Here is a 13,254-nt window from a genome sequence, read left to right as displayed (position 1 = left end):
TAGATTTAAGTCAAACAAACGGAAGGCTACTTCAAACCCATCCGCGCAAATTGCGCCGCACTAAATCTGCCAGCGCGGCTATCCATTCTGCGCCGTCGTTCAGGCAGGGGATATAGCGGTATTCTTTACCGCCGGCAGCGTGAAATTGTTCGCGCCCCATCAAAGCGATTTCTTCCATCGTTTCCAAGCAGTCTGCCATAAAGCCCGGACAGAAAACGTCCAATTTCGTTATGCCTTGTTTCGGCAGTTCGTCAAACAGAACCTGCGTACTCGGTTTAACCCATTTTGCCTTGCCGAACTGGCTTTGAAAGGAAACGATATATTCCTGCTCAGTCAGTCCCAAGGCTTCGGCAAGCAGTTTGGCGGTATGGCGGCATTCGTCGGGATAAGGGTCGCCCTCGTCGTACTGTTTCTGCGGTATGCCGTGAAAACTCAGCATCAGTTTTTCGCCGCGTCCGTGTTCCGCCCAATATGCCTGAATCTGCTTTTTCATGGCTTCGATATAGCCTGCATCATCGTAGAAACGGGATACCGTGCGTATGCTGAGTTGGTTGCGCTGGCGCAGTAATTGCAAGAACACTTTATCCAAAGCTGCGCCTGTGCTTGATGCCGCATATTGCGGGTAAAGCGGGACTACCAAAAGATTACCGATGCCTTGCGATTTGAATTCCGCCAAGACGTCGTCAACGCCCGGGTTGCCGTAAGTCATGGCGTAGCGGACGGTTACATCCGGCAGTAGTTTGCCCAAGGCTTCGGCTTGACGTGCGGTATAAACCAATAAGGGCGAGCCTTCTTTAAACCAGATTTTTTCATAGGCATGCGCACTTTTTTTCGGGCGCAGCGTCAGTATCAGGCCACGCAAGATCGGTTGCCACAACAGCTTCGGCAGTTCTACCACGCGTTGGTCGGATAAAAAGTCGCGCAGGTAAGGTTTGACGGCTTGCGCGGTCGGAGCATCCGGTGTGCCGAGGTTAAGCAGTAGGACGGCGGTACGGGTTTGGTCGGTGTAGGGAAGGGGAGGCTCTGGCAGGAAACGGGGCATGGTTTCTTTCTTTAATATTGAATGATATAGTGGATTAAATTTAAATCAGGACAAGGCGAGGCAACGCCGTACTGGTTTAAATTTAATCTACTATATTTTGTACAAAAGGTCGTCTGAAAAGCAAAGGGTCAATAAAGATAAATGTTTTCAGACGACCTCGATAATCATGGTTCAATCTCAATCCACTCCGCGGGCGCGGTTTTCATGGAATTGCGCCTGCCAATCTGCAAATTTCCCTTGCTCGATCGCTTCGCGCATTTCCGCCATGATGACTTGGTAGAAATGCAGGTTGTGGATGGTGTTGAGTTGCGCACCCAAGATTTCGCCAGTGCGGTGCAGGTGGTGCAGGTAGGCGCGGCTGAAGTTTTGGCAGGCGTAGCAGGTGCAGCTTTCGTCTATCGGACGCTTGTCGAGCTTGTGTTTGGCGTTTTTGATTTTCAAATCGCCGAAACGGGTGAACAGCCAGCCGTTGCGTGCATTACGGGTAGGCATGACGCAGTCGAACATGTCCACGCCGTGTGCCACGCCGTAAACGAGGTCTTCCGGCGTGCCGACGCCCATCAGGTAATGTGGTTTGTGTTCGGGCAAAATCGGGCCGACGGCGCGCAGCATGCGGTACATTTCGGGTTTGGGTTCGCCGACGGACAGACCGCCGATAGCAAGACCGGGGAAGTCGAATTGTTCCAGTCCGCGCAGTGATTCTTCACGCAAATCTTCATACATCGCGCCTTGCACGATGCCAAATAAGGCATTGGGGTTCTTCAAATCTTCAAAGGCTTTTTTACTTCGTTCCGCCCAGCGCAGGCTCATTTGCAGGGATTTTTGCGCCTGTTCGTGCGTTGCTTCGCCGGGTGTGCATTCGTCCAACTGCATCACGATGTCGGAATTGAGTACGGTTTGGATTTTCATGGAGATTTCGGGCGAGAGGAAGAGTCTGTCGCCGTTGATCGGGCTTTGGAAGGTACAGCCTTCTTCAGTGAGTTTGCGCATGTCGGAGAGCGAGAAAACCTGAAAACCGCCCGAGTCGGTCAAGATGGGTTTGTTCCAGCCGATAAAATCGTGCAGGCCGCCGAATTGTTCGATGACTTCCAAACCGGGACGCAGCCATAAATGGTAAGTGTTGCCCAAAATAATTTGTGCCTTGATATCGTGCAGGTTTTGCGGATTCATTGCCTTAACCGAGCCGTAAGTGCCAACCGGCATGAATACGGGTGTTTCGATTTTGCCGTGGTTCAGTTCCAGCGTGCCGCGTCGGGCATGACCGTCTTTTTTGTGTAAGGTAAATTTGAGCATAGGTTGTATCTATAATGTAGAAAACGGCGAGCGAAGCCGCCGTGCAGTCAAACGATTGAGGTAAAAACGCGATTATAAAGGATTTTCATCACAATAGCGGTGTTTGAATATTTCAGACGACCTTATTCGTATCGAGATGTTCACTGTTGAAAATGTTTCAAAAAAATCACAATGTTCCGACAATGTCGTCTGAAATCTCGTTTTCATACTTGCCATTGCGTCAAAGTATCGTCTATAATCCGAACCCTGTTAAACAGGCACGTAGCTCAGTTGGTTAGAGCACCACCTTGACATGGTGGGGGTCGTTGGTTCGAATCCAATCGTGCCTACCAAATTTCCCAAACGGCATTTATGCCGTTATTTTTTAATGTTTTGGAGCTTTTTTGATGTTGAACATTACCTTGCCGGACGGCTCAGTCCGCCAATACGAATCGCCCGTTACCGTGGCACAGATTGCCGCGTCTATCGGAGCAGGTTTGGCGAAGGCGACAGTGGCGGGTAAGGTAAACGGCAAATTGGTCGATGCGTGCGATCCGATTACCGAAGATTCAACCGTCCAAATCATTACCCCGAAAGACCAAGAAGGCGTTGAAATCATCCGCCACTCTTGCGCCCACCTTGTCGGTCATGCGGTCAAGCAGCTCTATCCTAATGCAAAAATGGTTATCGGCCCCGTCATTGAAGAGGGCTTTTATTACGATATTGCTACGGAAAAACCGTTTACGCCTGAAGATGTTGCTGCCATCGAAGCGCGTATGAAAGAATTGATTGCACAAGATTATGATGTAATCAAAATCATGACTCCGCGAGCCGAAACCATCAAAATTTTCCAAGATCGCGGTGAAGAATATAAGCTGCGCCTGATTGAAGATATGCCCGAAGTTGAAGCAATGGGTATGTATCATCATCAGGAATATGTCGATATGTGCCGCGGTCCGCACGTTCCGAACACCCGCTTCCTGAAAAACTTCAAGCTGACCAAGCTGGCAGGTGCATACTGGCGTGGTGACAGCAATAATGAAATGCTGCAACGTATTTACGGCACTGCTTGGGCGACGAAAGATGAATTAAAAGCCTATATCCAGCGTATTGAAGAAGCAGAAAAACGCGACCACCGCAAATTGGGCAAGCAACTGGATTTGTTCCACTTGCAGGACGAAGCGCCGGGTATGGTGTTTTGGCATCCCAAAGGTTGGGCTTTGTGGCAGACTATCGAGCAGCATATGCGTAAAGAGCTGAATGCTGCCGGTTACAAAGAAGTCAAAACCCCCCAAATCATGGATAAAACCTTTTGGGAAAAATCCGGTCACTGGGATAACTACAAAGACAATATGTTCGTAACCAGTTCGGAAAAGCGCGAATACGCGGTTAAACCGATGAACTGCCCGGGACATGTTCAGATTTTCAATAACGGTCTGCGCTCGTACCGCGATTTGCCAATGCGTTTAGCAGAATTTGGTTCTTGCCATCGCAACGAGCCGAGCGGTGCATTACATGGACTGATGCGTGTCCGAGGTTTTGTACAAGACGATGCGCATATTTTCTGTACCGAAGATCAAATCGTCAGCGAAGCGCGGGCATTCAATGAATTGCTGGTTCGTATTTACAAGCAATTCGGTTTCCATGATGTGTCCGTCAAACTTTCACTGCGTCCTGAGAAGCGTGCCGGTTCAGACGACGTCTGGGATAAGGCAGAACAAGGCCTGCGCGAAGCATTGACTGCTTGCGGCGTGGAATGGGGCGAATTGCCGAGTGAAGGTGCGTTCTACGGACCTAAAATCGAATATCATGTTAAAGATGCATTGGGACGTTCTTGGCAGTGTGGTACGCTGCAACTGGACTTTGTATTGCCGGAACGTTTAGATGCAGAATATGTAACCGAAAACAATGACCGCGCCCGTCCGGTAATGTTGCACCGAGCCATTTTGGGTTCTTTGGAACGATTTATCGGTATTTTGATTGAAAACCATGCAGGTTCTTTCCCACTATGGTTGGCGCCGGTTCAAATGGTGATTATGAATATCACCGAAAATCAAGCAGATTACTGCCGTGAAGTGGCTGCCAAATTGCAGGCTGCTGGCTTCCGTGTAGAGCTGGATTTGCGTAACGAAAAAATCGGTTACAAAATCCGTGATAACAGCCAATACCGCTTCCCTTATCAAATCGTTGTCGGCGATAAAGAGAAGCAAGAAAACAAAGTGGCTGTGCGCCGCAAAGCAGAAGACTTGGGTTCTTTGGATTTGGATGATTTCATTGCGCAACTGCAGCAAGAAATCGCAGACGCCCTCGTCAACCATTAATTTTTATAGGAGTATTCATCATCGCTCAAGAACGCGAAGCACGAATCAATGGCGAAATTACCGCTAAAGAAGTGCGTTTAATCAGTGAGTCAGGCGAACAGCTTGGTGTCGTATCGGTTCGTGAAGCTTTGGCCATGGCCGAAGAGCAGGATGTGGATTTGGTAGAGATTTCCCCTACTGCCAAACCGCCTGTGTGCAAACTGATGGATTACGGTAAATATAAATACCAACAAGCCAAGAAACGCGACGAAGCCAAGAAAAACCAGAAGCAGGTACAAATTAAGGAAATCAAATTCCGTCCGGGTACCGATGAAGGCGATTATCAAATCAAAATGCGCAACATCAACCGCTTCTTGGCTGACGGCGATAAAGTCAAAGTTACGCTTCGTTTCCGCGGGCGTGAAATGGCTCACCAGCAACTCGGTGCGCAACTTTTAGAGCGCGTAAAAGAGGATTTGGCGGAAGTGGCTCAAATCGAATCCTTCCCTAAAATGGAAGGCCGTCAAATGGTGATGATGATTGCACCGAAGAAAAAATAAAGTTATAATTTTCAGCTTACCCCGATTGCCGCTTCGGAGTAAGCTTTTGATTGGCGGCAAAAACCGTGGCATTTTGGGTTCAAGTGTTTGAAACCAATGTTTTAAAACCCCCTGATGCCTTATCTAATAACGAATGGAGTTTTCCCATGCCTAAAATGAAAACCAAGTCTAGCGCGAAAAAACGCTTCAAAGTACTGGGTAACGGCGGTGTAAAACGCGCTCATGCGTTCAAACGCCACATCTTGACTAAAAAGACCACTAAAAACAAACGCCAACTGCGTGGTACCTCTATGGTAAACGATCGCGATTTGGCTTCTGTTGCTAAAATGTTACCCTACGCTTAAGGAGTTTAGAATATGCCACGCGTAAAACGCGGTGTAACCGCTCGTGCCCGTCACCAAAAAATCTTCGCGTTAGCCAAAGGTTACCGCGGTCGTCGTAAAAACGTATACCGCGTTGCCAAGCAAGCGGTAATGAAAGCCGGTCAATACGCATACCGTGACCGTCGTCAACGCAAACGCCAATTCCGTCAATTGTGGATTGTCCGTATCAATGCAGGTGCCCGTGAAAATGGTCTGTCTTACAGCAAATTCATGAACGGTCTGAAACGCGCCTCTATCGAAATCGACCGTAAAGTATTGGCTGATTTGGCTGTATTCGATAAAGCCGCTTTTGCACAATTGGTTGAGAAAGCTAAAGCTGCTTTGGCTGCTTAATCCAAAAAATTTAAAAAGGAAGCTACGGCTTCCTTTTTTCTTTGTTTGAATAAAGTCTATGTGATTGATTTTCTTTCTTTAAAGTCTATTTTTTTGAATTGATTTGCGCTAAAATACGCCGATTCTATCAAACGGATTGGCCGTAAACGATAAAAGGTCGTCTGAAAAGTTTGGCAATACCAAACCATACAGGCGACCTCATTGTTTCAGACGACCCATCATCAACCGACAGACGATAAAACCACTATGGAAAATGTAAACCGTATCGTTGCAGAAGGCATTGCCGCAGTAGAAGCCGCGCAAGACTTCAACGCTCTAGAACAAATCAAAGCCCGTTATCTTGGTAAAACCGGCGAGTTGACCGGACTTCTGAAAACCTTAGGTCAAATGTCGCCTGAAGAGCGCAAAACCATAGGTGCGCATATCAATGAGTGCAAAAACCAGTTTCAGACGGCCTTTAACAATAAACGCGATGCCCTCAACGAAGCCAAACTGCAAGCCCAGCTTGCTGCCGAAGCACTCGATATTACCCTGCCCGGACGCGCGCAGGAAAATGGCGGTCTGCATCCCGTAACCCTGACTTTGCAGCGCGTGGTCGAACTCTTTCGCGGTATGGGCTTTGAAGTGGCAGACGGCCCGGAAATCGAAGACGATTTCCACAACTTCCAAGCCCTGAACATCCCCGCAAACCACCCGGCACGCGCCATGCAGGATACGTTCTACGTTGAAAACGGCGATGTTTTGCGCACGCACACTTCACCGATTCAAATCCGCTACATGCTCGACAAAAAAGAGCCGCCCATCCGCATTATCGCCCCCGGCCGCGTTTACCGCGTGGACAGCGACGCTACGCACTCGCCTATGTTCCACCAAGCCGAAGGCTTGTGGGTGGAAGAGGGCGTAACCTTCGCCGATTTGAAAGCCGTGTTCACCGATTTTATCCGCCGCTTTTTTGAACGCGATGATTTGCAAGTACGTTTCCGTCCGTCTTTCTTCCCGTTTACCGAACCGTCCGCCGAAATCGACATCATGGGCGAAAACGGCAAATGGCTGGAAGTCGGCGGCTGCGGCATGGTGCATCCCAACGTGTTGAAAAACGTGAATATCGATCCCGAAAAATACACCGGTTTCGCCTTCGGCATTGGCCTCGACCGTTTTGCTATGTTGCGTTACAACGTGAACGATCTGCGACTGTTTTTTGATAACGATTTGAACTTTTTAAAGCAGTTTACGAAATGATTATGCAGATTATCCGAAAATGAAAAAAGCAGCCTGCACTTGTTTTCAGGTAGCCTTTTCCATTGGAATGGAGTTAGAGCATGGATGACGGAAAACTAGGGTTTGTAGAATTAGCGGTGTTGGCAATGGAAATGGTGAATCGTCCGATAACGCCAACTGAATTGTGGGAATTTGTCTTACAGAATAAACTGCATTTTCAGTTAAAAACATTTGATGAGATAACGCAGACATTCTCGGGTAAAACGCCGTCTGCCACATTTAACGCACGGATTCGTACCGATAAAGAGCATTTTGTCGAGATCCCAAATACCAAGCCTAAGCAATACATTTTAAAACACCAGTTTAACCACGCCTCAAAGCAGCCTGTCTCCCTTACTCATACCAAGAAATCCACGTTCCACGAACGCGATTTGCACCCAGTTTTGGCACATTTTTTAAAACATAGTGATTATTTCCAAGCCTATCCCAAAACGATTTTTCACGAAGAAAGTTCCAAAGGGCAGAAAGGCGAAGATAAATGGCTGTATCCTGATATGGTGGCGGTGAATTTTGAATACGCTAATTACCAGAAAAACAATGTGTTGCCGTTTATTAAGAAATTTGATATTTCACCAATCAAGATTTTTTCGTTTGAGCTGAAAAAAGAATTAAATACTTCCAATTACAAGGAATATTTCTTTCAGGCGGTGAGTAATTCCAGTTGGGCGAATGAAGGCTATTTGGTGGCTTTACACATTAAACAGGATAGCCAGTTTATTGAGGCACTGCAAAAGCTAAGCCAGAGTTTTGGTATTGGGATTATCCATTTGAATATTGATAATATTGAGAAAAGTGTAATTTTGTCGCCTGCGAGATTTAAAGAGAAAATGGATTATTCGGTGGTGTACGAATTGGCGGATAAAAATCCCAATTTCGCACAATTTCTAAAGACTGTTACCGATTTTGAGCCACAATATCCTGCGCGATTTAGCAGTGAGTTCGATGAGATTTTGACGGTAGACAAGCTGCAAAAATATTTGGATACCATTACCATGTTGCAGGCTACTTTGAAATAAACGGCTGCAATCCCAAAGCAAAGGCTACCTGAGAGCATTGACTTCAACAAAGTAAAAGCAGCCTGCACATTTTCAGGTAGCCTTAAACGCCGTCTGAAAACAAAATCTGATAAAAAGTTAATTAGTTGATTGAGAACATAACATGCAATTCTCCTACTCATGGCTGAAAACCCAAGCCGATACCGAACTTTCCGCCGATAAGCTGGAACACCTGTTAACCATGTCCGGCTTGGAAGTGGAAGAAGCCGAGACTGCCGCACCTGCGTTTACAGGCGTGGTAATTGCTGAAGTGAAATCCGTTGAAAAACATCCTGATGCCGACCGTTTGAACGTTACCCAAGTCGATGCGGGTACGGGCGAGTTGGTGCAGATTGTGTGCGGTGCGCCGAATGTGAAAGCGGGCATCAAAGTGCCGTGTTCATTGCCGGGTGCGGTGTTGCCGGGCAATTTCAAAATCAAGCCGACCAAGATGCGGGGCGTGGTGTCGAACGGAATGTTGTGTTCCACCGATGAACTCGGACTGCCCGACGACGGCGTGAACGGCCTGCACATTCTGCCGCAAGATGCTCCCGTTGGCACAAACATCCGCGAATATCTGGATTTGGACGACACGGTCTTCACGCTGAAAATCACGCCGAACCGTGCCGACTGCCTGAGCATCAAAGGCATCGCGCGCGAAGTGTCCGCATTGACGGGTTGCGCGTTCAAGCAGCCTGCAATCCATGCTGCGCCAATCACGGGCAGCCGCAAACAGCCCGTGCAGATTGATGCGCCTGCCGATTGCGGCCGCTTTATCAGCCGCGTGATTGAAAACGTGAACGCGCGCGCCGCTACGCCGGATTGGATGAAGCAGCGTTTGGAGCGCAGCGGTATCCGCAGTATTTCCGCGCTGGTGGACATTGGCAATTATGTAATGCTGGAAATCGGTCAGCCGATGCATGTTTTCGATGCCGACAAACTTTCAGGCAGCCTGCACATCCGCCGCGCGCAAGAGGGTGAAACGCTGGAATGCCTGAACGAGAAAACCGTCTCTCTGTCTGAAAATACGCTGGTGGTGGCCGACGAAAAAGGCGCGTTGAGTTTGGCGGGTCTGATGGGCGGCGCAGCGAGTGCAGTTTCAGACGACACGCAAAATATCGTGCTGGAAGCGGCTTGGTTTGCGCCTGAAATCATTGCCGGCAAATCTCGCCAATACGGTTTTGGCTCGGATTCGTCGTTCCGCTTTGAGCGCGGCGTGGATTACCGTTTGCAGGCTGACGCCATCGAACGCGCTACCGAATTGGTTTTGCAAATCTGCGGCGGTGCGGCAGGTGAAATGGTGGAAGCGTTGGGCAGGCTACCTGAAAACAAACAGGTCGAATTGCGTTTGGGTCGTCTGAAAACCGTGTTGGGCGTGGACATTCCTGCCGAACAGGTGGAAACCATTTTGCAGCACTTGGGCCTGCAGCCTGAAAAAACGGCGGAAGGCTTCCGCGTTACCGCGCCGAGCTTCCGTTTCGACATCGAAATCGAAGCCGATTTGATTGAAGAAATCGGCCGCGTTTACGGCTATGAAAATATCTCCGACGATTACACGTCAGGTCGTCTGAAAATGCTGGCGCTGCCCGAAACCCGCCGTCCGCGTTTTGCCGTTTATAACGAAATGGCGGCGCGCGGCTACCGCGAAATGGTCAGCTATGCCTTCGTTGACGAGCAGTGGGAACACGATTTTGCCGCCAACGCCAACCCCATCCGTCTGCAAAACCCGCTGGCGGCTCAGTATGCCGTGATGCGTTCCACGCTCATCGGCGGCTTGGTGGAAATTCTGCAAAACAATCTGAACCGCAAGCAAAACCGCGTGCGTGTGTTTGAAATCGCTCGCGTGTTCAGCAAAGGTTCAGATGGCCGGTTTGTACAAAACGAACGCATCGGCGGCCTGTGGTACGGCGCGGCGATGCCCGAACAATGGGGCGAGAAAACGCGCAACGCGGATTTTTACGACATCAAGGCCGATGTAGAAAATCTTTTGAAAAACAAAGTGGTTGAGTTTGTCAAAACCGAACATCCCGCCCTGCATCCCGGCCGCGCCGCCAATATCGTTTCAGACGGCCAAGTCATCGGCTTTGTCGGCGAATTGCACCCGAAATGGCTGCAAAAATACGACTTGCCGCAAGCGCCGCTGGTATTTGAAATCGATATGGCCGCCGTGTTGGAACGCGAAAAAACGCGTTATCAGGCAGTATCGAAATTTCAGCCGGTGCGCAGGGATTTGGCGTTTGTGATGCCTGAAACCATGACTCATGATGATTTGTTGGCCGCCTTGAACGGCGCAGCAAACAAGTTGGTACAGGAAATCAGCGTATTTGACGTGTATCGCGGTACGGGCCTGCCTGAAGGGATGAAGAGCATGGCGGTCAAAGTAATTTTGCAGGATATGGAAAACACGCTGACGGATGAAACAGTCGAGCCGGTTATCGGAAAACTGATTGACGCGGCAACTGCTGCGGGAGTGCAACTTCGCAGCTAAAAAATAAATATTCGCTTGAATTTTAAATAGAAATTGGTAATAATCTGCACCTGTTACAACAGAAGGTAATAATATGACATTAACTAAAGCCGAATTGGCCGATATTTTGGTAGATAAAGTCAGCAATGTAACCAAAAACGATGCCAAAGAAATCGTCGAACTCTTTTTTGAAGAAATCCGCAGCACTTTGGCACGCGGCGAAGAAATCAAAATTTCCGGTTTCGGTAATTTTCAGTTGCGCGACAAACCGCAGCGTCCCGGCCGTAATCCGAAAACCGGCGAAGAAGTACCGATTACCGCCCGCCGCGTAGTAACTTTCCATGCCAGCCAAAAACTCAAAGGCATGGTGGAGCATTACTATGACAAACAACGTTAATCCCGTTATTCCTGCAAAACGTTATTTCTCGCTGGACGAAATGTGCAAACTGGTGCAAATCAGCCCGTCACAATTTGCCCAGTGGCAACATGAGAACGGTATCGTTGTCGGTTACGGCGGCGATCGTTACACCCGTTCCGATGTGGTGAAACTGCTGAAGCTGAAAGATACCTTTGCGCCTTATGTCGACCGCTTCAGCCGTGATTCTTTGGATGCAAACGGTCATCCTGCTGCAAAAGCGGAAGAGGTTAAAGCAGGGCTGAATTCTATATTGGCAGATTTGCAAAAAGCACTTGCTTAGTTTATTAGATAAACAGCCGCTTCCTTATCTAAGGGAAGCGGCTGTTTGTTTTTATGGATTTTGGGGCTTGCTATGTATAGTGGATTAAATTTAAATCAGGATAAGGCGACGAAGCCGCAGACAGTATAGACAGTACGGCAAGGTGAGGCAACGCCGTACTGGTTTAAAGTTAATCCACTATATTAGAAAATATTTACCTAGTTTATAAACATCCTTAATAAATATGATAGGTACCTGTTTTTAAATGATGTATTGATGCTGCTTGTATTGAATTGAACCATTTTTCGAAGTTATTGTCTTTTATATCAATAGCCTGCACGGATATTGTGTTTAACAATCCATGCTATGAAAGTTATAATGATACGAACACAATGATGTGTCGTCGGAATACTTCAATCTGCACATTTAATCTAAGGAGCGATATTATTGGCTCCAGTTTCCGGATAATCTGACAATGATTCAATATTGGCAAAAAAGTTTGGCTGTCGTACTGCTTTTAGGCGTATTTTCTCAAACATGGGCGCAATCCCATTCTGTTTATTTTAATCAACATGGCAAAATTACAGCAACGATGTCATCGGTTGCTTATGTCCGACAATATACGGTTCAATCAGGTATTGCCAAAGCGCAGGATTTTTATTACCCGTCCATGAAGAAATATTCTGATCCGTATGAAGTTCCTGCAGGGCAAATTAAAGTATTTGTTCCTGTGTTAGATAATGGGACGTTGACGCTTTGGCATTTCAACGGACAGAAAAAAATGGTAGGGACTTATAAAAACAGCAAGCCGAACGGTGAATGGACAAACTGGTATCCGAACGGTAAGAAATCTGCTGTGATGCCTTATCAAAACGGTTTGAGCGAAGGAACCGGTTCGCGATATTACCGTAATGGGGTGAAGGAAAGCGAGATCCAGTTCAAACACGACAAAGCCAACGGTTATTGGAAGCAATGGTATCCGGACGGCAGTCCGAAGATGGAAATGAATATGGTCAACGATAAACCGACTGAGATTTTGAGTTGGGACGAAAATGGTCGTATTTTATCGGAAATCAGCATTTCTAATGGTCGTCGTAATGGTATTGTTTTGGAATGGTACGAAGATGGGGCCAAAAAGTCAGAATCGGTTTATTCCAACGATCAGCTGGTGAAGAAAACGCATTGGGATAAAGAAGGTTATGTTGTTGAATAACCGTTAAAATACATGAAAAAGAAGTACGGGTAAGGTTTAATGCCTTATCCGTATTTCTTTTTTATGAAAAGGTATTTGGAGGGAACTTGCGATATTTTTAAAATAGCGTATAATGTTATATTATAACATATTAATTATGGAGTATTGATTGATGAAACCGAATATTCATCCTGATAATTACCGTACTGTTTTATTTTTCGACAGCGGTGCAAATGAAGGCTGGCTTATCCGCTCTTGTGCGGAGACGCATGGTAAGACGATGGTTTGGAAAGATGGAAAAGAATACCCGCTTTTCGCGCTGGATACGTCGTCTGCATCTCATCCTGTGTACACCGGCAGACAGCGAAACGTTAACACTGAAGGGCGTGCGAGCAAGTTCAATCAGCGTTTCCAATCGATGATGTCTTCATTTAGAAAGGACAAATAATGCAAGTTTTATCTTCACTGAAAACAGCGAAAAAACGCCACCGCGACTGTCAAATAGTCCGAAGGAAGGGTAAGGTTTACGTTATTTGTAAGAGTAACCCGCGCTTTAAGGCACGTCAGCGTTAAATACCGGTTGGATCGACTGTCCGCATCTGGCAATGGTGCGGATTTTTTTTCACAATCATGTAAACTCATGTTGGTTAATATCATTAAAAATATCTTTTTTGCCTGCAAACAACCGGTTTTAGGAATATCGGGTAAATTAGCGT

14 protein-coding genes, 1 tRNA gene and 1 pseudogene are annotated in these 13,254 nt (G+C 47.3%); 14 read left to right on the top strand and 2 right to left on the bottom strand.

The genetic code is table 11. The features are described 5' to 3' along the window. Nucleotides 1-31: 31 nt before the first annotated feature. Both hemH and tgt read right to left on the bottom strand, forming a co-directional pair. Nucleotides 32-1,042 carry a ferrochelatase gene (hemH, locus tag RSJ68_07275; protein ID WNU96261.1) on the bottom strand — a complete coding sequence of 337 codons (1,011 nt, stop codon included), beginning with the start codon at nt 1,040-1,042 and terminating at the stop codon, nt 32-34. Nucleotides 1,043-1,219: 177 nt separating this feature from the next. Beyond that, the gene (gene tgt, locus RSJ68_07270; GenBank protein ID WNU96260.1) at nt 1,220-2,335 is read right to left on the bottom strand and encodes a tRNA guanosine(34) transglycosylase Tgt; all 1,116 of its coding nucleotides are present in this window, start codon (nt 2,333-2,335) and stop codon (nt 1,220-1,222) included. A gap of 255 nt (nt 2,336-2,590) precedes the next feature. Between tgt and RSJ68_07265 the strand changes: the two genes are divergently transcribed. The 14 genes and pseudogenes from RSJ68_07265 (at nt 2,591) to ykgO (ending at nt 13,111) form a co-directional block, all read left to right on the top strand. Further along, a tRNA-Val gene (locus RSJ68_07265) sits at nt 2,591-2,667 on the top strand. Between the two features lie 54 nt (nt 2,668-2,721). Continuing rightward, complete coding sequence (thrS, locus tag RSJ68_07260; protein ID WNU96259.1) at nt 2,722-4,635, top strand: threonine--tRNA ligase; 1,914 nt, start codon at nt 2,722-2,724, stop codon at nt 4,633-4,635. 17 nt (nt 4,636-4,652) lie between these two features. Next, the gene (gene infC / locus RSJ68_07255; protein ID WNU98372.1) at nt 4,653-5,174 is read left to right on the top strand and encodes a translation initiation factor IF-3; all 522 of its coding nucleotides are present in this window, start codon (nt 4,653-4,655) and stop codon (nt 5,172-5,174) included. A gap of 146 nt (nt 5,175-5,320) precedes the next feature. Beyond that, nucleotides 5,321-5,518 (top strand): 50S ribosomal protein L35, encoded by a 198-nt coding sequence (gene rpmI, locus RSJ68_07250; protein ID WNU98371.1) that lies wholly within the window; start codon nt 5,321-5,323, stop codon nt 5,516-5,518. Nucleotides 5,519-5,530: 12 nt separating this feature from the next. Beyond that, a complete protein-coding gene (rplT, locus tag RSJ68_07245) occupies nt 5,531-5,890 on the top strand; it encodes a 50S ribosomal protein L20 (protein WNU96258.1) in 360 nt (119 codons plus the stop codon). A 246-nt stretch (nt 5,891-6,136) separates the two neighbouring features. Then, a complete protein-coding gene (gene pheS, locus RSJ68_07240) occupies nt 6,137-7,129 on the top strand; it encodes a phenylalanine--tRNA ligase subunit alpha (GenBank protein WNU96257.1) in 993 nt (330 codons plus the stop codon). 80 nt (nt 7,130-7,209) lie between these two features. Continuing rightward, complete coding sequence (locus tag RSJ68_07235; protein WNU96256.1) at nt 7,210-8,184, top strand: hypothetical protein; 975 nt, start codon at nt 7,210-7,212, stop codon at nt 8,182-8,184. A gap of 142 nt (nt 8,185-8,326) precedes the next feature. Further along, nucleotides 8,327-10,690: a phenylalanine--tRNA ligase subunit beta gene (gene pheT / locus RSJ68_07230; protein ID WNU96255.1), complete on the top strand. Its 2,364-nt coding sequence runs from the start codon at nt 8,327-8,329 to the stop codon at nt 10,688-10,690. A 73-nt stretch (nt 10,691-10,763) separates the two neighbouring features. After that, nucleotides 10,764-11,066 (top strand): integration host factor subunit alpha, encoded by a 303-nt coding sequence (locus RSJ68_07225; GenBank protein ID WNU96254.1) that lies wholly within the window; start codon nt 10,764-10,766, stop codon nt 11,064-11,066. Continuing rightward, the gene (locus RSJ68_07220) at nt 11,050-11,367 is read left to right on the top strand and encodes a hypothetical protein (GenBank protein WNU96253.1); all 318 of its coding nucleotides are present in this window, start codon (nt 11,050-11,052) and stop codon (nt 11,365-11,367) included. The genes RSJ68_07225 and RSJ68_07220 overlap by 17 nt, the downstream gene beginning before the upstream one ends. A gap of 75 nt (nt 11,368-11,442) precedes the next feature. Continuing rightward, nucleotides 11,443-11,550: pseudogene (locus tag RSJ68_07215) on the top strand (IS5/IS1182 family transposase). A gap of 271 nt (nt 11,551-11,821) precedes the next feature. Next, complete coding sequence (locus RSJ68_07210; protein WNU96252.1) at nt 11,822-12,559, top strand: toxin-antitoxin system YwqK family antitoxin; 738 nt, start codon at nt 11,822-11,824, stop codon at nt 12,557-12,559. Between the two features lie 151 nt (nt 12,560-12,710). Then, complete coding sequence (locus RSJ68_07205; protein WNU96251.1) at nt 12,711-12,986, top strand: type B 50S ribosomal protein L31; 276 nt, start codon at nt 12,711-12,713, stop codon at nt 12,984-12,986. Next, complete coding sequence (ykgO, locus tag RSJ68_07200; protein ID WNU96250.1) at nt 12,986-13,111, top strand: type B 50S ribosomal protein L36; 126 nt, start codon at nt 12,986-12,988, stop codon at nt 13,109-13,111. Before RSJ68_07205 ends, ykgO begins: the two co-directional genes overlap by 1 nt. Nucleotides 13,112-13,254: the final 143 nt, after the last annotated feature.

The sequence above is a fragment of the Neisseria sp. DTU_2020_1000833_1_SI_GRL_NUU_006 genome (genome assembly GCA_032388755.1).
Taxonomy (GTDB): Bacteria; Pseudomonadota; Gammaproteobacteria; order Burkholderiales; family Neisseriaceae; genus Neisseria; species Neisseria sicca_C.
This window is presented reverse-complemented; position numbering and strand designations above follow the sequence as displayed.